The 19,048-nt window shown below is 44.2% G+C and carries 23 protein-coding genes and 1 pseudogene; 23 read left to right on the forward strand and 1 reads right to left on the reverse strand.

Annotated elements, in window-relative coordinates; genetic code table 11:
* The 5 genes and pseudogenes from gtfA to SORDD24_RS11305 all read left to right on the forward strand — a co-directional run.
* Positions 1-1,115 (forward strand): accessory Sec system glycosyltransferase GtfA (gene gtfA, locus SORDD24_RS05220; RefSeq protein ID WP_231082682.1); only part of this gene is annotated, 1,115 nt, incomplete at its 5' end.
* Positions 1,099-2,445, forward strand: a complete 1,347-nt coding sequence (gtfB, locus tag SORDD24_RS05225) for an accessory Sec system glycosylation chaperone GtfB (RefSeq protein ID WP_061408295.1) — start codon at positions 1,099-1,101, stop codon at positions 2,443-2,445. The genes gtfA and gtfB, both read left to right, overlap by 17 nt.
* On the forward strand, positions 2,438-2,617 hold the full coding sequence (gene asp4 / locus SORDD24_RS05230) for an accessory Sec system protein Asp4 (RefSeq protein ID WP_061408298.1): 180 nt from the start codon (positions 2,438-2,440) through the stop codon (positions 2,615-2,617). Before gtfB ends, asp4 begins: the two co-directional genes overlap by 8 nt.
* A 5-nt stretch (positions 2,618-2,622) precedes the next feature.
* Positions 2,623-2,844 (forward strand): accessory Sec system protein Asp5, encoded by a 222-nt coding sequence (gene asp5 / locus SORDD24_RS05235; protein WP_081103514.1) that lies wholly within the window; start codon positions 2,623-2,625, stop codon positions 2,842-2,844.
* A gap of 68 nt (positions 2,845-2,912) precedes the next feature.
* Positions 2,913-3,008 (forward strand): annotated as a pseudogene (locus SORDD24_RS11305) (TIGR01741 family protein); the annotation flags it as partial.
* Between the two features lie 247 nt (positions 3,009-3,255).
* On the opposite strand, the gene SORDD24_RS05240 reads toward SORDD24_RS11305, so the two are convergent.
* Positions 3,256-4,209 (reverse strand): aromatic acid exporter family protein, encoded by a 954-nt coding sequence (locus SORDD24_RS05240; RefSeq protein WP_061408301.1) that lies wholly within the window; start codon positions 4,207-4,209, stop codon positions 3,256-3,258.
* 179 nt (positions 4,210-4,388) lie between these two features.
* Here SORDD24_RS05240 and SORDD24_RS05245 point away from each other — a divergent pair, with 179 nt between their 5' ends.
* The 18 genes from SORDD24_RS05245 to SORDD24_RS05335 form a co-directional block, all read left to right on the forward strand.
* Complete coding sequence (locus SORDD24_RS05245) at positions 4,389-4,949, forward strand: mechanosensitive ion channel family protein (protein WP_061408304.1); 561 nt, start codon at positions 4,389-4,391, stop codon at positions 4,947-4,949.
* Positions 4,950-5,006: 57 nt separating this feature from the next.
* A complete protein-coding gene (locus SORDD24_RS05250) occupies positions 5,007-5,915 on the forward strand; it encodes a magnesium transporter CorA family protein (RefSeq protein ID WP_061408307.1) in 909 nt (302 codons plus the stop codon).
* Positions 5,916-5,929: 14 nt separating this feature from the next.
* Positions 5,930-6,457 carry a YqeG family HAD IIIA-type phosphatase gene (locus tag SORDD24_RS05255; RefSeq protein WP_061408311.1) on the forward strand — a complete coding sequence of 176 codons (528 nt, stop codon included), beginning with the start codon at positions 5,930-5,932 and terminating at the stop codon, positions 6,455-6,457.
* Between the two features lie 2 nt (positions 6,458-6,459).
* Entirely contained in the window at positions 6,460-7,566 is a 1,107-nt protein-coding gene (gene yqeH / locus SORDD24_RS05260; RefSeq protein WP_061408314.1) for a ribosome biogenesis GTPase YqeH, read from the forward strand.
* A gap of 211 nt (positions 7,567-7,777) precedes the next feature.
* Positions 7,778-8,089, forward strand: coding sequence for a ribosome assembly RNA-binding protein YhbY (gene yhbY, locus SORDD24_RS05265; RefSeq protein ID WP_000060169.1), 312 nt, complete (start codon positions 7,778-7,780; stop codon positions 8,087-8,089).
* A 51-nt stretch (positions 8,090-8,140) separates the two neighbouring features.
* Positions 8,141-8,770, forward strand: coding sequence for a nicotinate-nucleotide adenylyltransferase (locus SORDD24_RS05270; protein WP_061408319.1), 630 nt, complete (start codon positions 8,141-8,143; stop codon positions 8,768-8,770).
* The gene (yqeK, locus tag SORDD24_RS05275; RefSeq protein ID WP_061408322.1) at positions 8,770-9,363 is read left to right on the forward strand and encodes a bis(5'-nucleosyl)-tetraphosphatase (symmetrical) YqeK; all 594 of its coding nucleotides are present in this window, start codon (positions 8,770-8,772) and stop codon (positions 9,361-9,363) included. The genes SORDD24_RS05270 and yqeK overlap by 1 nt, the downstream gene beginning before the upstream one ends.
* Positions 9,364-9,717 (forward strand): ribosome silencing factor, encoded by a 354-nt coding sequence (gene rsfS / locus SORDD24_RS05280; RefSeq protein WP_061408325.1) that lies wholly within the window; start codon positions 9,364-9,366, stop codon positions 9,715-9,717.
* A gap of 451 nt (positions 9,718-10,168) precedes the next feature.
* Entirely contained in the window at positions 10,169-10,909 is a 741-nt protein-coding gene (locus SORDD24_RS05290; RefSeq protein WP_061408329.1) for a class I SAM-dependent DNA methyltransferase, read from the forward strand.
* Between the two features lie 46 nt (positions 10,910-10,955).
* On the forward strand, positions 10,956-11,615 hold the full coding sequence (locus SORDD24_RS11310; RefSeq protein WP_196757273.1) for a hypothetical protein: 660 nt from the start codon (positions 10,956-10,958) through the stop codon (positions 11,613-11,615).
* 13 nt (positions 11,616-11,628) lie between these two features.
* On the forward strand, positions 11,629-12,726 hold the full coding sequence (locus SORDD24_RS05300; protein ID WP_061408331.1) for a nucleotidyltransferase: 1,098 nt from the start codon (positions 11,629-11,631) through the stop codon (positions 12,724-12,726).
* Between the two features lie 132 nt (positions 12,727-12,858).
* The gene (locus SORDD24_RS05305; RefSeq protein ID WP_196757274.1) at positions 12,859-13,113 is read left to right on the forward strand and encodes a type II toxin-antitoxin system Phd/YefM family antitoxin; all 255 of its coding nucleotides are present in this window, start codon (positions 12,859-12,861) and stop codon (positions 13,111-13,113) included.
* A gap of 3 nt (positions 13,114-13,116) precedes the next feature.
* Positions 13,117-13,371, forward strand: a complete 255-nt coding sequence (locus SORDD24_RS05310) for a Txe/YoeB family addiction module toxin (RefSeq protein WP_061408337.1) — start codon at positions 13,117-13,119, stop codon at positions 13,369-13,371.
* A gap of 205 nt (positions 13,372-13,576) precedes the next feature.
* Positions 13,577-15,190, forward strand: a complete 1,614-nt coding sequence (locus tag SORDD24_RS05315; protein WP_061408340.1) for a ribonuclease Y — start codon at positions 13,577-13,579, stop codon at positions 15,188-15,190.
* Between the two features lie 134 nt (positions 15,191-15,324).
* A complete protein-coding gene (gene gmk / locus SORDD24_RS05320; RefSeq protein WP_000775041.1) occupies positions 15,325-15,951 on the forward strand; it encodes a guanylate kinase in 627 nt (208 codons plus the stop codon).
* A gap of 24 nt (positions 15,952-15,975) precedes the next feature.
* Entirely contained in the window at positions 15,976-16,290 is a 315-nt protein-coding gene (rpoZ, locus tag SORDD24_RS05325; protein WP_002874282.1) for a DNA-directed RNA polymerase subunit omega, read from the forward strand.
* 65 nt (positions 16,291-16,355) lie between these two features.
* Entirely contained in the window at positions 16,356-18,752 is a 2,397-nt protein-coding gene (locus SORDD24_RS05330) for a primosomal protein N' (RefSeq protein ID WP_061408342.1), read from the forward strand.
* Positions 18,753-18,764: 12 nt separating this feature from the next.
* Positions 18,765-19,048: formyltransferase family protein (locus tag SORDD24_RS05335; RefSeq protein ID WP_269139591.1), on the forward strand; the 284-nt coding region annotated here is incomplete at its 3' end.

Raw genomic sequence — 19,048 nt, forward strand, 5'->3', positions numbered from 1 at the left:
TGATTCGCAAGGATTATTTTTCCTACACGCGTTACTGTACAGAATATTTCGCGCCCAAAGACCAAGTGGCTAGGCTTTATCAACGAAGCTTTTTCAATGAAGATGGCAGCACTGCTTACGATATCTCGTTGACTGAGGGACAGGAAGAGGTCTATCGATTTAAGGACCGAATTCTGTACGGAAAGCCAGCCCTTATGCGCTATTTTATGCAAAGTTTGAGTTTAAGCAAGTCTGATTTGGTCATCTTGGACAGGGAAACTGGGATTGGTCAGGCTGTTTTTGAAGAAGCACAAAAGGCCCATCTAGCAGTTGTCGTTCACGCAGAGCACTATAGTGAAAATGCTAGTAACGCAGACTATCTCCTCTGGAACAACTACTATGAGTATCAGTTTACAAATGCGGACAAGGTCGATTGCTTTATCGTATCCACGGATCGGCAGAAGGAAGTTCTCGAAGGTCAATTTGCCCAGTACAGTCAGCATCGTCCACGAATCGTCACGATTCCAGTTGGGAGCATTGATCAGCTGACGGAGCCTGCTAGCGAACGCAAACCCTTTTCTCTCATTACCGCTTCGCGTCTGGCCAAGGAAAAACACATCGACTGGCTCGTCAAGGCAGTTATCCAGGCGCATCAAGTCCTTCCAGAGCTTACCTTTGATATTTATGGCAGTGGGGGTGAGGAATCCCTTTTAAGGGAAATCATCACGGATCACCAAGCGGAGAACTATATCCAGCTCAAGGGACATGCAGACCTATCTCAGATTTATCCCCAATATGAAGTCTATTTGACGGCTTCAACCAGCGAAGGGTTTGGTCTGACCTTGATGGAGGCAGTTGGTTCAGGCTTGCCCCTGATTGGTTTTGATGTGCCTTATGGCAACCAAACCTTTATCCAGGACGGTCAAAATGGCTACTTGATTCCAAGTTCAGACGACCATGTTGAAATGGCGATCAAAAGGGCCTTTGCAGAAAAGATCTGCCAGCTTTATCAAGAAAATCATTTGCCAAATATGAGAAAAGCATCTTATGACCTAGCTAGAGGATTTTTAACAGACAAAGTAAGGGACAAGTGGAAGAAGACGATAGAGGAGGTCCTGCATGATTCAACTATTTGATCGATATGGCCAGGAAAGCCGCGATTTGCACGAAAGTTTAGAAGCTGCTGGTCTGTCCCACACCACTGTTGTGATCGAGCCAGATGGCTTTCTCCCAGATGGGATTCTCTCTCCCTTTACCTACTATCTAGGTTACGAGTCGGGAAAGGCTCTTTATTTCAACCAAGTAGCCGTACCTGAATTTTGGGAGATTGCGGGAAATAATCAGTCGGCGCATATCTTAGAGGATTCTCGGGAGAGGGGTGTGATTCACTATGTGGATGCTCCTCAGTCCCGTTTGGTCAAGCAAGTCAACTGGAAGGACCTATCCGGTAGCATCTACCAAGCAGACCACTATAACCGATACGGAGCCTGCTTTGCCAAGACCACCTATAGTGTAGATGGACAGGCTATCCTGACCAAGTACCAGGATGCAAAGGGACAGGAAATGGTCCTAGAAAACCATGTGACAGGCGATATCCTCCTAACCTTGCCCGGACAAGCCCTGCGCCATTTTAAAAATCGAGTAGAGTTTACGATCTTCTTTTTGCAAGACTTGGGAATCGACACTCGCCACCTTCTCTTTAACACTCTAGCCAACTCTTTCTTGGTCTCTTACCATTATCCAGACAAGAGTGGACAGGACATCTTGGTTTGGCAAGAACCGTTAGGTGATGGTCTTCCTGGTAATATGCAGTTACTACTGGAGCAAGAGGACTTGAGAGCCAAGCAGATCCTCATACCAAACAAGACTACCTATGGAAAGGCCTTGGCCTTGACCAATCCAGCCTATCATGACAAGTTTATCCATCTAGGTTATCATTATCAGTTCAAAAGAGAAAACTTCGTCCGAGCAGATGCCTTGATTGTTACCAACTCAGATCAGATCCAGCATATCGAAACCTTGGTTGAGTCCTTGCCAATGGTGACCTTCCGAATCGCGGCGGTGACTGAAATGTCGTCCAAGTTGCTGACCTTACTTTCCTATCCCAATGTCGTTCTCTACCAAAACGCCAGTCCGCAAAAGATTCGAGAACTATACCAGCTGTCTGACCTCTATCTAGATATCAATTACGGAAACGAGTTGTTGGAAGCTGTCCGTCAGGCCTTCGAGCACAATATGCTCATCCTAGCCTTTGACCAGACAGCTCATAACAGATCTTACACAGCTCCAGAACACCTCTTTAATGTGCAGACTGTTGGAGACATGATTGCGAAGATTCAAGAAGCTCTCAGCAGTCTTGACAAGATGGGCCAAGCCCTTGGGCATCAAGGCCGCCATGCAAACTATGTGGACTTGGGCAGTTACAAAGAAAGGATGGAAAGGATAATAGGGGAAGGACATGACTAAAAACGATTTATTTTACAAGGATGTCGAAGGACGAATGGAAGCGTTAAAGCAAGGAGCGCTTAAGAAAGAAAAGCCCACCCGAGGAGAAAAGATCAGTAAAATCTTCTCCATTTTACTCGGCTTGCTCATCCTTATTAGCCTGATCTTTACATTATTAGGAATCTTGAGGTGAAATTGATGGAAGTTTTGATGATTATAGGAATAATCCTAGCCGTCGCCTTAATTGTCCTGGTTCTCATCCAACCTCGCCAAAGCCAACTCTTTTCCATGGATGCGACTAGCAATATCGGAAAACCAGGCTACTGGCAGAACAACCGCTTGGTGAAAATTGTAACCCTCTTGATTAGCCTAGCCTTGTTTGTCTTGCTCCTCGTTTTTATGATGGTGACCTATCAGTAAGAACGCGGTACCATTCACAGATAAAGGATACTAGAGACGGGGAAAATACATCTAAACCGGAGGAAAATATGGAACAACAGATTAATGAAAAAATTAACGAAATCGTGCATCAAGCCAACGATATGATTCCAGTTGAGTGGGATGATTTGTATGCTTTATACCAAGCAGGCTACATTCCTTGCGGATATGCGGGTGGACAATATAAAGTCTTCTAGCTTGGATTGTTATGAAAGTAAATCAGACTGCTGAAAGAGTCTGTGAAATTTTAAATATGGCTAGTCGTGATAGGGATTCAGGTTCTACAGAAAATATCCCTGTCTTGATGATTCTAAGGGGAATGGTCAACCAAGTTTCCTTTCTAAATGCAAAACACAAGAACCTCAGAGGAAGTCCTCTGAGGTTCTTTGCGTTCTAGTTTCCATATTTCTGATAAAAATCGACCTTAACCTGGATAAAGGTTTCGGCTTCGCGTAGTAGCTGCAGGAGGGTGGCACGGGTTTCAAACTCCTCACGTGTTTTCGGGAGACTCCGATTGCGGAAGACTTGCAGATAGCGTTCGATGTCATCAAGTAGGTCATGAGCAGGATTGGTCTGGCTTAGCTGGGCAGCGATCTTAGAAAAGAGCTGGGCCAAAATCAAACTCTCACTTGCAGCCAGATGACAGGTATTGATCTGCTGGGCCATATTTCGCAGGATGCGACTTTGTCGCTGTCTCATCTCAAAGTAGTGGATGTGGTAGTCCGTCTGGTGAAAGAGGTGGTCCGAGTGGTCCAAATAGACAAGCTTGAGGGCTTCCTCAAGAAGGCTATCTAACTCGTCAACGAGTTGAGCTTGATTGCGCCCGTCTCCTCTTGACAGATAGTATTTAAAGCGAAGCAGGATGTCTTTTAACTTTTCTTCGACCTGAAGGTGATAGCTGTGAATGGCCTTTTCCCGAGAGGGCATGTAAAGGTTGACCAACAGAGCAAAGCTTGTCCCGATGAGAAAGAGGAGCACTTCATTGAGCAAGAGAGCTGGAGAAGTAGACTCCTGTACCAAGAGATGACCGACCAAGACACTGCTAGGTGTGATGCCGATTTCCCAGCCCATTTTGTAAGCAAGAGGCACGTAGAGAGCTAGATAGAGGCCTAGACTCCAGATGTGAAAGCCGGCCAGCTGAAAGGCTAGAACGCCGATAGCGAGCGCTAGGAGCATGGAAAAGAGGCGGTTACGGGCCAATTTTAGCGTACTTCTGCGCGTGTCAGAAAGGCTTAAGAGGGCGATAATGCCAGCTGAAACCGCTGATGATAAATCTAAAAAATAAGCGAGAAAACAAGCAAGGCAGGTCGCCAAGATCAGTTTTGTCGTACGTTGGGTGATAGACATGAGAATTTCCTAAAAAGTTGATAATAGAGAGCGGAAAGGAGCAAATCCCACGCTTTTGTTGATTATAGTATAAATATGCCATAAAATCAAGATTTGACTAAATAATCAAATGAAATTTGAATATTTATAGGGAATAGTCTTCAGATAAGTTATGGTATAATAGGAAAAAGGAGTTTTGTATGCAAGAATTTTTTCAACGTTATTTTGATAAACTTGATTTAACAACCATATTAGAGAATCTCTTGACCAAGGTGATTTCTCTTTTGATTTTGTTTTTGCTATTTTATATAGCTAAAAAGATGCTTCACGCCACTGTACGAAAGATTGTCAAGCCCTCACTTAAATTTTCCAATCGAGATGCTGGCAGACAAAAGACCATTTCTCGTTTGCTGGAGAATGTCTTTAACTACATTCTTTATTTCTTCTTGCTCTATTGCATCCTGTCTATTTTAGGTTTGCCAGTTTCTAGCCTCCTTGCCGGTGCGGGGATTGCTGGGGTGGCCATTGGTATGGGGGCGCAAGGCTTTCTATCCGATGTCATTAATGGCTTCTTCATCCTCTTTGAACGCCAGCTTGATGTGGGTGATGAAGTAGTTCTCACCAATGGACCGATTACCGTTTCTGGAAAGGTCGTTAGCGTAGGAATCCGTACGACCCAACTTCGAAGTGAGGATCAAGCCCTTCACTTTGTTCCAAACCGAAATATCACTGTTGTCAGCAACTTTTCCCGCACAGAGTAGGTCTGCTATTTTGGTAGATTTGTGGTACAATAGAAAGAGTTTGGTAAAGGAGAAAATATGTTTGTAGAAAAGCAGTTGGGCAATGGATGCACTTGGATTAACCTAGATTTGGAAAAATTGAAAAAACTAGAAGATCTCTCTGAAATCTATGGATTGGACAAGGAAACCATCGAGTATGCTCTGGATAGAAATGAGCGTGCCCACATGGACTACCACCGCGAAAGTGGAACCGTCACCTTTATCTACAATGTATTGGATTTGAAAAAGGACAAGGAATACTATGAAGCCTTTCCCATGACCTTTATCGTAGAACATCAGCGCTTGATTACGATTAGCAATAAGAAAAATGCCTATGTGATTGAACAGATGACACGTTATTTAGAGAGTCATGATATGCTTTCTATTTACAAATTTCTCTTTGCTAGTCTGGAAATCATCAGCAATGCCTACTATCCTGTCATCGAGCAGATGGATAAAAGTAAGGATGAGGTCAATGGCCTCTTGCGTCAGCGAACGACCAAGAAAAACCTCTTTGCCCTTTCCGACTTGGAAACTGGTATGGTCTATCTGACAGCGGCTGCCAAGCAGAATCGCATGTTGCTAGAACATATCCAAGGACATGCCCTTTATCGCAGATTTAACGAAGTTGAGAGAGAACAGTTTGATGATGCCATGATTGAGGCTCATCAGTTGGTTTCGATGACCGATTTGATTTCTCAAGTTCTGCAACAACTATCAGCCTCTTACAACAATATCCTGAATAATAACCTGAATGATAACTTGACAACCTTGACCATTATTTCAGTTTTACTAGCAGTCTTGGCAGTAGTGACGGGCTTTTTCGGGATGAATGTTCCCCTACCTTTAACAGATGAGCCCTATGCTTGGGTCTACATCAGCTTGGCGAGCGCGGTCTTATGGCTGGTCTTGTCATTGATTTTGAGAAAAATTGCGAAAAAAAGTTAAGAAAAGGAGCCAGAATGGCGATTGAAAACTATATGCCAGATTTTGCTGTGGAAGCAGTCTATGATCTGACAGTCCCAAGCCTGCAAGCGCAGGGGATCAAGGCTGTTTTGGTTGATTTGGACAATACCCTCATTGCTTGGAACAACCCTGATGGGACGCCAGAGATGAAACAGTGGCTACATGATCTCCGTGACGCGGGTATTCGCATCATCGTGGTATCAAATAATACCAAAAAAAGGGTTCAACGCGCAGTTGAGCAATTTGGAATTGATTACGTTTATTGGGCTCTTAAACCCTTCACATTTGGGATTGACCGTGCCATGAAGGAATTCCACTATGAGAAAAATGAAGTGGTCATGGTCGGCGACCAACTTATGACGGATATACGAGCAGCTCACCGTGCAGGTATTCGCTCGATCTTAGTCAAACCCTTGGTCCAACACGACTCCATCAAAACGCAGATTAACCGAGCTCGCGAGCGCCGTGTTATGCGAAAAATCACTGAAAAGTACGGACCGATTACATATAAAAAAGGAATTTAACTATGGAAGAAATTCTCTGTATTGGTTGTGGAGCAACCATTCAGACGACAGACAAGGCTGGTCTAGGATTTACTCCCCAATCAGCACTCGAAAAAGGGTTGGAGACTGGAGAAGTTTATTGTCAACGCTGTTTCCGTCTCCGCCACTACAATGAAATCACAGATGTCCAGTTGACGGACGATGATTTCCTCAAACTCTTGCACGAAGTGGGAGATAGTGATGCCTTGGTAGTCAATGTCATTGATATCTTTGACTTTAATGGCTCTGTCATCCCAGGCTTGCCACGCTTTGTATCGGGCAATGATGTCCTCTTGGTTGGAAATAAAAAAGATATCCTGCCCAAGTCTGTTAAACCGGGCAAGATTAGCCAATGGCTCATGGAACGTGCCCACGAGGAAGGTCTTCGTCCTGTTGATGTCGTCTTAACTTCAGCCCAAAACAAGCATGCCATTAAGGAAGTCATTGACAAAATCGAGCACTACCGAAAGGGCCGTGATGTCTATGTAGTCGGTGTGACCAACGTAGGAAAATCAACCCTTATCAATGCCATTATCCAAGAAATCACGGGTGACCAGAATGTCATTACGACTTCGCGCTTCCCAGGGACAACCTTGGACAAGATTGAGATCCCGCTTGACGACGGATCTTATATCTACGACACACCGGGGATTATCCACCGTCACCAGATGGCCCACTACTTGACGGCTAAAAACCTCAAGTATGTCAGTCCTAAAAAGGAAATCAAGCCCAAAACCTATCAGCTCAATCCTGAACAAACCCTGTTTCTAGGTGGTCTCGGACGCTTTGACTTCATTGCAGGAGAAAAGCAAGGTTTTACAGCCTTCTTTGACAATGAACTCAAACTCCACCGTACCAAACTTGAAGGTGCTAGTGCTTTCTACGACAAGCACCTAGGAACCCTTCTGACACCACCAAATAGCAAGGAAAAAGAAGACTTTCCAAAACTAGTCCAGCATGTATTTACTATCAAGGACAAAACAGACCTAGTCATCTCAGGACTCGGCTGGATCCGTGTAACAGGCAGCGCCAAAGTCGCTGTCTGGACACCAGAAGGCGTCGCCGTCGTCACACGAAAAGCAATTATTTAAAATAAAATCACTGAGCGAACAAAGTGAGCTCATAAAAAGATAGTTATTGCCGTGGTGTGATTGCCAATCGTTAGATTGGCAAGGGGCACACTTGAGACCTAGGCTCAAGTGTGAGGTTAGGAAATCCATTTTTCAAAGATGAGATCTTTGAAAAATTAGTTCCGACCGTCCCTCACCACCTAAAATAACTATCAAAAAAGGAAGAAAGATTATGTCATTAACATCGAAACAACGTGCCTTCCTCAACAGTCAGGCACACACCCTCAAACCCATCATCCAAATTGGAAAAAATGGTCTCAACGACCAAATCAAAACCAGCGTCCGTCAGGCTCTTGACGCACGTGAATTGATTAAAGTCACTCTCTTGCAAAACACAGATGAAAACATCCACGAAGTAGCTGAAATCTTGGAAGAAGAAATCGGTGTGGATACGGTCCAAAAAATCGGACGCATCTTGATCTTGTTTAAACAATCCAGCAAGAAAGAAAATCGCAAGATTTCTAAAAAAGTCAAAGAAATCTAAACATCTACTCCAAACAACTGTTTTTACAGAGAATTAAAGGAAGACGAGCCTATGGCAATCGAATTATTGACTCCCTTTACCAAGGTAGAGTTGGAGCCAGAAATCAAGGAGAAAAAACGCAAACAAGTCGGGATTTTAGGGGGGAATTTTAACCCTGTTCACAATGCACATCTTGTTGTGGCGGACCAAGTACGACAACAGTTGGGACTGGACCAGGTCCTGCTTATGCCCGAATACCAACCACCTCATGTAGACAAAAAAGAAACCATCCCTGAACACCACCGTCTCAAGATGCTTGAATTGGCGATTGAGGGGATCCAAGGTCTAGCTATTGAAACAATCGAGTTAGAGCGAAAGGGCATTTCCTACACCTACGACACCATGAAGATTTTGACCGAGCAACATCCAGATACGGACTATTACTTCATTATCGGAGCTGATATGGTGGATTATCTGCCTAAGTGGTACCGAATTGATGAGCTAGTCGACATGGTTCAGTTTGTGGGAGTCCAGCGCCCACGCTACAAGGCAGGAACTTCTTATCCAGTCATCTGGGTGGATGTGCCTCTCATGGACATCTCGTCTAGCATGGTACGTGACTTCCTTGCCCAAGGTCGGAAACCTAACTTTCTCCTACCTCAGCCAGTGCTAGACTACATCGAGAAGGAGGGGCTTTACTGATGGCCTATCAAGACTATATCAACTGCTCCCGTGAGGCTTTGTTGGAAAAAATGGCAGAGCTTCTGCCTGAAAAACGTTTGACCCATTGTCTGGGTGTAGAGCGTGCAGCCATAGAACTAGCTGAGAGATTTGGAGTCGATGCCGAGAAAGCAGGACTAGCAGGTCTTCTCCATGACTATGCTAAAAAGTTGTCAGATCAGGAATTTCTTGACTTGATTGACCGTTATCAGCTAGACCCTGACCTCAAAAACTGGGGCAATAATGTTTGGCATGGCATGGTCGGAATTTATAAAATCAAAGAAGATTTGAATTTACAAGATTCTGAAATCCTGCGAGCTATTGAAATCCATACAGTCGGTGCTGGTCAGATGACAGACCTAGATAAGGTTATCTATGTAGCCGACTATATCGAGCACAATCGTGCCTTCCCTGGAGTGGTCCAGGCGCGTGAGATTGCAAGTTCATCGCTCAATAAGGCAGTGGCCTATGAAACAGCGCGAACTGTGGAGCATTTGGCTCATGAGGGATTGCCTATCTATCCCCAAACCCTTGAAACCTATAACGCCTATGTGCACTATTTGAAAGAGGATTAAATGAACGAAAAAGAATTACTAGAACTAGTCGTGAAAGCGGCTGATGAGAAACGTGCGGAGGATATCCTCGCACTTGATGTACAAGATTTGACTAGCGTGACGGACTACTTTGTCATCACTAGCTCAATGAATAGCCGTCAGTTGGATGCAATCGCTGATAACATTCGTGAAAAAGTAGCAGAAGCTGGTGTTAAAGGCAGCCATGTCGAAGGCGATGCAGCGGGAGGTTGGGTTCTACTAGACCTCGGTGGTGTCGTCGTGCATATCTTCTCAGAAGAAATGCGTGCCCACTATAACCTTGAAAAACTATGGCATGAGGCGAGCTCAGTAGATTTATCTGAAACTCTGGCGTAGAAGATGACTGGAACTTCGGATGGGAATTGCTTTGAAATTCGACAATGTATAGAGATTATTCTTGTTTTCTGAGTTAGAAGTGAGAAATTACCGAGACTTTCCGTTGTGATAAAGCTTCTTGAAACGATAATGTTTCAAGAAGTTGGGAGTTTTGAGACCTTAGGCTCAAAACTAAGTCTTGGAACTTCGAAGAAGGTCGCAGACGTCCGAAATCACCTAAGGAAAGTCTTAAAAAGACTTTGTCTTCAATCGAACTCAGTTGCAGTCAACTGGGTTTATTTGCTTATTTTAAAAGAAATTGATGGAAAGGTGAGGGCGACGTGTTTGGTTGATCTTGAAATTGAACACGAGCTAAAAGCTGTGAGAAAAAGAGGAACTTCCTTTGTATCTGACGCTACGTCGGTAAGATGCCTATTTTCTCTTAGCTTTTAACGCTCTTTGTATCTTAATTATGGCAACTTATGAAACCTTTGCGGCTGTTTACGATGCTGTGATGGATGATAGTTTATACGACAAATGGACGGATTTTTCTCTGCGTCATTTGCCTAAGACTAAAGAGAGAAAGAAACTCTTGGAATTGGCTTGTGGGACAGGCATCCAGTCTGTTCGCTTTTCTCAGGCTGGTTTTGATGTGACTGGACTGGACTTGAGCGCAGATATGCTGAAGATTGCGGAGAAGAGAGCTGCTTCAGCCAAGCAAAAGATTGATTTTATTGAAGGCAATATGCTAGATTTGTCCAAGGCAGGTAAGTACGACTTTGTTACGTGTTACTCGGACTCTATCTGCTATATGCAGGATGAGGTGGAAGTAGGGGACGTCTTTAAGGAAGTCTATAATGCCCTCAACGAAGATGGAGTTTTCATCTTTGACGTGCATTCGACCTACCAGGCGGATGAGGTTTTTCCAGGCTATTCTTACCATGAAAATGCAGAAGATTTTGCCATGCTTTGGGACACCTATGAGGACGAAGCTCCTCACTCCATCGTGCATGAGTTGACTTTCTTTATCAAGGAGGCTGACGGTTCCTTTAGTCGTCACGATGAAGTGCATGAGGAGCGGACCTATGAGGTCTTGACCTATGATATTTTGCTGGAACAAGCTGGTTTCAAGTTCTTCAAACTATATGCGGACTTTGAGGATAAGGAACCAACAGAAACCAGTAGACGTTGGTTTTTTGTGGCGCAGAAGTAGGAGATGGATACAAGGAGTGGAAATCTAAATGAATAATCTATTGCTAGTGTTTGGTCTAGGACTTGCGGGTATTGATCCCGTTGGGATGATGTTTTTGGTAGCAGGGATAGCAGCAGGAGCTACCAAAAAGCAGATTTATACCTACGCATTTCTCGTTTTAGCTGGCACAACTATCTTGGGTTTAACCTTATCCACTATTTTAGGTGCTGGATTTTCACAATTAGGGACCTATGTAGAAGGGGCTATCAACAACTTTTCCAATACAGTATGGGTATGGATTAACCTCTTGCTTATTTTTACCTTACTTTTTTTCGCCTTAAAACGTTTATATATAAAGGAAGAGAAAGAGAAAGACTTGCTGGGAGGGAAGGGCTTACTGGCCGCGAGTGGTTTTATGATTTTTACTGCAATTACGGACCCGACCTTTATTGCGGTATTAGGACTTTCTGGTCAGATAAATATTTTTTTATTGTCTATTGTTTACAGTTTACTCTGGACCTTGATTAGTCAGGCTCCGCTATTTCTTCTTGTTGGAGCAGTATATCTAGGGAAACACCAGCTCTTTATTGATAAATTTAATCAAATCTATCTTCGATATAAAAATCAAATTGCTTGCATGATCACAGGTTTGCTATTTCTTTTAGCTTTTGTTTTTACCGTGGATTTGATTTGTTTCTGGATGACAGAAGTTTGGTTAATTGGTTAGTTAGGAGAGCATCATGACCATCACAGGTATTATCGCGGAATTCAATCCTTTTCATAATGGGCATAAATACCTGCTTGAGCAGGCGGAGGGGCTGAAAATTGTTGCCATGTCTGGAAATTTCATGCAGAGAGGCGAGCCTGCTATCGTGGACAAGTGGACTCGGGCCCAGATGGCACTGGAAAATGGCGCAGACTTGGTAGTGGAATTGCCCTTTTTAGTCAGTGTTCAGGCAGCGGATTTCTTTGGACAAGGAGCAGTAGATATCTTGGATCGGTTGGGCATTGATACCCTGGCTTTTGGGACAGAAGAAGTTCTGGATTATCAAAAAATCGCCGACTTATATGCAGAACGTGGTCAAGAGATGGCGGATTTTCTAGCAAACTTACCTGACACCCTCTCTTATCCACAGAAAACCCAAGCCATGTGGAAGGAATTTGCAGGTCTTGATTTTTCAGGAAACACGCCCAATCATGTCCTTGCTCTGGCCTATGCCAAGGCGGTAGCAGGGCGAAACATCAGCCTTCATCCAATTCAACGTCAGGGAGCGGGTTATCATTCTGTGGACAAGGAGGTGGACTTTGCCTCGGCGACAGCCCTCCGCCAGCATCAATCAGACCAAGATTTCTTAGAACGCTTTATGCCCTCTGTCACCCTCTTTGAGCAGGCCTGTAAGGTGAGCTGGGATGACCATTTTCCCTTGCTTCGCTATCAAATCTTGTCAAATCCAGACCTAACCACCATTTATCAGGTCAATCAAGAAATGGCTGTGCGCATCAAGGATGCCATCAAGACAGCTCAGACTGTTGACGAATTGGTCGAGGCGGTTGCGACCAAGCGTTATACCAAGGCGCGTGTCAGACGCCTCTTGACCTATATCTTGGTGCAGGCCAGAGAAAGCGACTTGCCAGAAGCCATTCATGTTCTTGGCTTTACCGAAAAAGGCAGACAACACCTCAAGTCTCTGAAAGGGCAGGTCCATCTAGTCAGTCGAATTGGCAAAGAACCTTGGGATGCTATGACTCAAAAGGCAGACCAGATTTACCAACTAGGATACCCAAGTATTGCAGAGCAGAATTTCGGTCGAGTGCCGATTAGAATAGAATCAAACTAAGTCTACTGAAAGGTAGGCTTTTTTAGAAGATTTTCGAATAAATAGATAGAAAAGAAAAATCTTGTACAAGTTCCTGACAATTTCTTTCTTTTTGTGTATAATAGTGGAAAAGAGGTAAAACGAGGTATGGTTATGGAAGCAGTTCTATACTCAACATTCCGAAATCATTTAAAAGACTACATGAAGAAGGTAAACGATGAATTTGAGCCTTTAACGGTGGTCAATAAAAATCCAGATGAGGATATTGTAGTCCTTTCAAAGAGTGAATGGGACAGTATTCAGGAAACCCTAAGAATCGCTCAAAATAAGGAACTTTCTGATAAGGTCTTGCGAGGAATGGCTCAAGTCCGTGCAGGACGCACTCAGGTGCGTGTGATTGAGGAGTGAGAAATGCTGCTCAAGTTTACAGAAGATGCCTGGGCAGATTATTGCTATTGGCAAAACCAAGATAAGAAGACGTTAAAAAGAATCAACATGCTAATCAAGGATATTCAACGCGATCCTTTTTCAGGAATTGGTAAACCAGAACCACTCAAGTATGACTACCAAGGAGCTTGGTCACGGCGCATTGATGCAGAAAATCGCTTGATTTATATGATGGATGGAGATGGCGTCGCTTTCTTGTCCTTCAAAGATCATTACTAAGTCTACTGAAAGGTAGGCTTTTTTTTATTGTATGTTTTAATAAAAATGTCATTTTTAAGTGTTAGAAAGTTTGTTTGGCGATTTCAGAACTTTCTCCTAAAATTCACACAAAACTCTTCAATTTGGGTTTGTGAAAATCGATTTTTTATGATAGAATATTAAGGAATGTATGTCATTCGATAAACAAATTTAATGAGGTAAAAACATGGAAATCATGACACTTGCGATTGCTGTTTTTGCCGTCATCATTGGTTTAGTCATTGGATATGTCAGCATCTCAGCTAAGATGAAATCATCTCAAGAGGCTGCAGAGTTGATGCTTCTAAATGCTGAACAAGAAGCAACTAATTTACGAGGACAAGCTGAGCGCGAAGCGGATTTATTGCTAAATGAAGCCAGGAGCGAAAGCAAGTCTCTTAAAAAAGAAGCACTATTGGAGGCCAAAGAGGAAGCCAGAAAATACCGTGAAGAAGTGGACGCTGAATTTAAGTCAGAACGTCAGGAGCTCAAGCAAATTGAAAGTCGTTTGACGGAGAGAGCTACGAGCCTTGACCGTAAGGACGACAATTTGACGAACAAAGAAAAAACACTTGAACAAAAAGAACAAAGTATTTCTGATAGAGCAAAAAACCTTGATGCACGTGAAGAGCAATTAGAGGAAGTCGAAAGACAAAAAGAAGCTGAACTTGAACGTATCGGTTCCCTTTCCCAAACTGAGGCTCGAGATATTATCTTGGCTCAAACAGAGGAAAACTTGACCAAGGAAATTGCTAGCCGCATTCGTGAGGCTGAGCAAGAAGTCAAGGAACGTTCAGACAAGATTGCGAAAGATATCTTGGTTCAGGCTATGCAACGTATCGCTGGTGAGTATGTAGCAGAGTCAACAAACTCTACAGTTCACCTACCAGACGATACCATGAAGGGACGCATTATCGGTCGTGAAGGACGCAATATTCGTACCTTTGAAAGTTTGACAGGGGTAGATGTCATCATCGACGATACGCCAGAAGTGGTAACCTTGTCAGGATTTGATCCGATTCGTCGTGAAATTGCACGTATGACCATGGAAATGTTGCTCAAGGATGGCCGTATCCACCCAGCTCGTATCGAGGAATTGGTGGAGAAAAACCGTCAGGAGATTGACAATAAAATCCGTGAATACGGTGAGGCTGCTGCCTATGAGATTGGTGCGCCAAACCTCCATCCAGACTTGATGAAAATCATGGGACGCTTGCAGTTCCGTACTTCTTATGGACAAAATGTCTTGCGTCATTCGATTGAGGTTGCTAAGTTATCTGGTATCATCGCCAGTGAACTTGGTGAAAATGCAGCTCTTGCCCGTCGTGCTGGATTCCTTCACGACATCGGGAAAGCTATTGACCGCGAGGTTGAAGGTAGCCACGTTGAGATTGGTACGGAATTGGCTCGTAAGTACAAGGAACACCCAGTTGTGGTGAATACGATTGCTAGCCACCACGGTGATGTGGAAGCCGAAAGTGTCATTGCAGTGATTGTTGCTGCAGCAGATGCCTTGAGTGCAGCGCGTCCAGGTGCTCGGAGTGAATCTCTTGAAAGCTACATCAAGCGTCTCCATGATTTGGAAGAAATCGCCAATGGCTTTGAAGGAGTGCAAAATAGCTTTGCTCTTCAAGCAGGACGTGAAATCCGTATCATGGTTAATCCAGGACAAATCAAGGACGACAAAGTCACAATCTTGGCTCACAAAGTTCGTGAGAAAATTGAAAACAATCTCGATTACCCAGGAAATATCAAGGTAACCGTAATCCGCGAACTTCGTGCAGTAGATTATGCTAAATAAATAAGAAAGAGCAGTTGAAATATTACTGCTTTTTTGTTACACTAGATAGAAAGACTGTAGAAGGATAACTGACGCAATCATCAGTATCCGAGAGAAATTTTACTTTATTTCACAGACTAACTAAAGGAGACATAATGGCAGACCGAGGCTTGCTAATCGTTTTTTCTGGTCCTTCAGGAGTTGGGAAAGGAACGGTTAGAAGAGAGATTTTTGAGAGTTCTGAGAACCAATTTCAATACTCTGTATCGATGACGACGCGTGCGCAACGTCCTGGTGAAGTGGACGGGGTGGACTATTTCTTCCGTACTCGTGAAGAGTTTGAAGAACTGATCCGTCAAGGTCAGATGTTGGAATATGCAGAATATGTCGGTAACTACTATGGAACTCCTCTAACCTATGTCAATGAAACTTTGGACAAGGGAATCGATGTCTTTCTTGAGATTGAAGTCCAAGGAGCCCTTCAGGTTAAGAAAAAGGTTCCAGACGCTGTCTTTATCTTTCTAACGCCACCAGATTTGGATGAATTGCAAGATCGTTTGGTAGGTCGTGGAACAGATAGTGCAGAAGTGATTGCCCAACGAATCGAAAAAGCCAAGGAAGAAATTGCCCTCATGCGTGAGTATGATTATGCCATTGTCAACGATCAGGTGCCCCTCGCTGCTGAACGTGTCAAGCGTGTGATCGAAGCAGAACACTTCCGTGTGGACCGTGTTATTGGTCACTATCAGGAAATGTTGCCAAAATCTCCAACTACTCGATAAAATTTAGAAAACAGGTACAAACAAATGATGCTTAAACCCTCTATCGATACCTTGCTAGACAAGGTACCATCAAAATATTCACTCGTAATCTTGGAAGCAAAGCGTGCCCACGAACTAGAAGCAGGCGCGCCAGCAACTCAAGAGTTTAAGTCTGAAAAATCAACTCTTCGTGCTTTAGAAGAAATCGAGTCTGGAAATGTTACGATTCACCCAGATCCAGAAGGAAAACGTGAAGCGGTTCGTCTCCGTATCGAAGAAGAAAAACGCCGCAAAGAAGAAGAAGAAAAGAAAATCAAAGAGCAAATCGCTAAAGAAAAAGAAGATGGTGAAAAAATTTAAGGTTGGGGGGACTCAATCTTATTTTTTCTATTGCAAGAATGTAGTGACAAGGAGGAGGTGAGAAGATGGCTATCGCAAAGATTATCGTGGATGTTCCCCTGATGCAAACGGACCAGCCCTATAGTTATAAGGTTCCAGAGGAATTTGTAGAGATGCTGGAAGTCGGTATGCGGGTCCATGTCCCCTTCGGCAAAGGCAATCGTTTGATCCAAGGGATTGTGCTAGGCTTGGAGTCCCAGTTGGATGAAGAAGTGGCAGATCAGGACTTGAAAGAGATTGCAGAAGTGTTGGACTTTTCTCCCGTCTTGACTCGGGAGCAACTCTGGCTGGCTGAGGAGCTACGTAAGTCTGTCTTTTCTTACAAAATCTCCATTCTAAAAGCCATGCTTCCAGGATTTTTAAACTCCAGCTATGATAAGATTATCTATCCTTTAGAAGGCCTAAGTCAGGCAGACAAAGAGCGTTTGTTTGGTTCAGAAGATTCACTAGCCTTTTCATCTCTAGATTTGGCCAAGCAGGCAGAAATGATGCGTTTGACGAGAAAAGGGCTACTCCGCTTAGAATACCAGGCAGTCGATCAAAAGAAGGTCAAGACCCAGTCTTGGTATGAGGTCCATGTCGAGCAGTTAGAACGTATCGAGATCTCTGCGCGTGCCAAGAAAAAGGCAGAGCTGAGAGACTATTTGCTGTCTCATCTTGAGAGTGCTCCTCTGGCTAGCTTGTTAGAATCCTACTCACGCGAGCAAGTCAACTTCTTTGTGGAACAAGGAGCTCTAACCCTAGTCCAAAAGGAAGTGCAACGTTCAGCTGCTTATTTCGAAGGCATTGAAGCAAGTAGACCTTTGGAGCTGAACCCAGAGCAAAGACAAGCTCGCGATGCGGTTGTCAGTGCTATTGGCAGTCAGCAACCTCCTTTCCTTCTTCAAGGGATTACAGGAAGTGGGAAAACAGAGGTTTATTTGCAGATTATCCAAGGAGCCTTGGATAAGGGTAAGACGGCTATTTTGCTGGTGCCTGAGATTTCTCTGACGCCACAAATGACGGAGCGTTTTATTGCTCGATTTGGTGAGAAAGTAGCCATTCTACACTCAGGCCTATCCAATGGTGAGAAGTACGACGAATGGCGCAAGGTTGAGCGTGGCGACGCCCAAGTTGTTGTTGGTGCTCGATCAGCTATCTTTGCTCCTTTGAAAAATCTAGGTGTCATCATTATCGATGAAGAACATGAAGCTAGCTACAAGCAAGACAGCAATCCCCGTTATCATGCGAGAGAGGTCGCTATCTTACGGGCCCAGTACAATCAAGCAGCCCTGGTCCTTGGTTCGGCGACACCGAGCTTAGAGAGCCGTGCGCGTGCTGGAAAAGGTGTCTATCAACACTTGCGACTAACCCAACGGGCCAATCCTTTAGCCACCATTCCTGAGGTTCAAGTGATTGACTTTCGTGACTATATCGGGCAGAATGAGACATCAAACTTTACGCCCCCTTTGCTAGAGGCCATTCAAGATCGCCTGGATAAAAAAGAGCAGGTAGTCCTCATGCTCAATCGTCGGGGTTATTCTAGCTTTGTTATGTGTCGGGAGTGTGGGACGGTGGATACTTGTCCCAACTGTGACATTTCTCTAACCTTGCACATGGATACCAAGACCATGAACTGCCATTACTGTGGCTTTTCTAAGGGAATTCCTCATGTCTGTCCCAACTGTCAGAGCCGCAGTATTCGATACTATGGGACGGGGACTCAGAAAGCCTATGATGAACTGGCAGAGCTTTTTCCTCAGGCACGTATTCTGCGAATGGATGTGGATACAACCCGTAGGAAAGGCAGTCACCAAGCTCTTCTTGACCAGTTTAGTCAAGGCGAAGCGGATATCTTGCTGGGAACTCAGATGATTGCCAAGGGCTTGGATTTTCCAAATGTGACCCTAGTCGGAGTGCTCAATGCGGATACGGCCTTGAATCTACCTGATTTTCGTTCTTCCGAGAGAACCTTCCAACTCTTAACTCAGGTGGCAGGCCGTGCAGGACGTGCGGAAAAAGCTGGGCAGGTCTTGATTCAGTCATACAATCCGGAGCACTATGCCATTCGTTTTGCAAAAGATCAGGATTATGAAGGTTTTTATGCCTATGAAATGAGTATCAGGCGCCAACTCGGCTATCCGCCTTATTATTTCACTATTGGGATTACCCTCTCTCACAAGAAAGAAGAAGAGGTTGTCAAACGTGCCTATGAGGTCATGGGAATTTTGCGATCAGGTTTATCGGAAACTAGTAAAATCCTTGGACCAACGCCAAAACCCATTGCCCGTACCCACAACCTTTATCATTACCAGATTTTGATTAAATACCGTTTAGAAGATGAGCTGGGTCCAACCCTCAATCAGGTCTTGGCCTTGACTCAAGAACGTGAAAATAGCGAGCTTCGTCTCAGCATTGACCACGAACCGCAGCAATTTTTATAAGAAGGAGAAGAAATGACAAAACTAATCTTTATGGGGACACCCGACTTTTCAGCGACAGTTTTGAAGGGTTTGTTATCGGACGACCGTTATGAGATTCTAGCTGTTGTGACCCAGCCAGACCGCGCTGTCGGCCGTAAAAAAGTGATCCAAGAAACCCCAGTCAAGCAGGCTGCCAAAGAAGCAGGTCTTCCCATCTACCAGCCAGAAAAATTATCTGGAAGTCCTGAGATGGAAGCTATTATGAATATAGGAGCGGATGGGATTGTGACCGCTGCTTTTGGGCAGTTTCTCCCAAG

Source organism: Streptococcus oralis, assembly GCF_001579175.1.
Taxonomy (GTDB): domain Bacteria; phylum Bacillota; class Bacilli; order Lactobacillales; family Streptococcaceae; genus Streptococcus; species Streptococcus oralis_O.

What these genes read in the sequence shown, in the direction of transcription:
- SORDD24_RS05240 (WP_061408301.1), bottom strand. Translation starts at nt 4,209, where the DNA reads ATGTCTATCACCCAACGTACGACAAAACTGATCTTGGCGACCTGCCTT.
- yhbY (WP_000060169.1), top strand. Translation starts at nt 7,778, where the DNA reads ATGTCATTAACATCGAAACAACGTGCCTTCCTCAACAGTCAGGCACAC.
- SORDD24_RS05290 (WP_061408329.1), top strand. Translation starts at nt 10,169, where the DNA reads ATGGCAACTTATGAAACCTTTGCGGCTGTTTACGATGCTGTGATGGAT.
- SORDD24_RS05270 (WP_061408319.1), top strand. Translation starts at nt 8,141, where the DNA reads ATGGCAATCGAATTATTGACTCCCTTTACCAAGGTAGAGTTGGAGCCA.
- SORDD24_RS05250 (WP_061408307.1), top strand. Translation starts at nt 5,007, where the DNA reads ATGTTTGTAGAAAAGCAGTTGGGCAATGGATGCACTTGGATTAACCTA.
- SORDD24_RS05310 (WP_061408337.1), top strand. Translation starts at nt 13,117, where the DNA reads ATGCTGCTCAAGTTTACAGAAGATGCCTGGGCAGATTATTGCTATTGG.
- gtfB (WP_061408295.1), top strand. Translation starts at nt 1,099, where the DNA reads ATGATTCAACTATTTGATCGATATGGCCAGGAAAGCCGCGATTTGCAC.
- SORDD24_RS05255 (WP_061408311.1), top strand. Translation starts at nt 5,930, where the DNA reads ATGGCGATTGAAAACTATATGCCAGATTTTGCTGTGGAAGCAGTCTAT.
- SORDD24_RS05300 (WP_061408331.1), top strand. Translation starts at nt 11,629, where the DNA reads ATGACCATCACAGGTATTATCGCGGAATTCAATCCTTTTCATAATGGG.
- yqeH (WP_061408314.1), top strand. Translation starts at nt 6,460, where the DNA reads ATGGAAGAAATTCTCTGTATTGGTTGTGGAGCAACCATTCAGACGACA.
- SORDD24_RS05245 (WP_061408304.1), top strand. Translation starts at nt 4,389, where the DNA reads ATGCAAGAATTTTTTCAACGTTATTTTGATAAACTTGATTTAACAACC.
- yqeK (WP_061408322.1), top strand. Translation starts at nt 8,770, where the DNA reads ATGGCCTATCAAGACTATATCAACTGCTCCCGTGAGGCTTTGTTGGAA.
- SORDD24_RS05315 (WP_061408340.1), top strand. Translation starts at nt 13,577, where the DNA reads ATGGAAATCATGACACTTGCGATTGCTGTTTTTGCCGTCATCATTGGT.
- rsfS (WP_061408325.1), top strand. Translation starts at nt 9,364, where the DNA reads ATGAACGAAAAAGAATTACTAGAACTAGTCGTGAAAGCGGCTGATGAG.
- SORDD24_RS05330 (WP_061408342.1), top strand. Translation starts at nt 16,356, where the DNA reads ATGGCTATCGCAAAGATTATCGTGGATGTTCCCCTGATGCAAACGGAC.
- asp5 (WP_081103514.1), top strand. Translation starts at nt 2,623, where the DNA reads ATGGAAGTTTTGATGATTATAGGAATAATCCTAGCCGTCGCCTTAATT.
- SORDD24_RS05305 (WP_196757274.1), top strand. Translation starts at nt 12,859, where the DNA reads ATGGAAGCAGTTCTATACTCAACATTCCGAAATCATTTAAAAGACTAC.
- rpoZ (WP_002874282.1), top strand. Translation starts at nt 15,976, where the DNA reads ATGATGCTTAAACCCTCTATCGATACCTTGCTAGACAAGGTACCATCA.
- asp4 (WP_061408298.1), top strand. Translation starts at nt 2,438, where the DNA reads ATGACTAAAAACGATTTATTTTACAAGGATGTCGAAGGACGAATGGAA.
- gmk (WP_000775041.1), top strand. Translation starts at nt 15,325, where the DNA reads ATGGCAGACCGAGGCTTGCTAATCGTTTTTTCTGGTCCTTCAGGAGTT.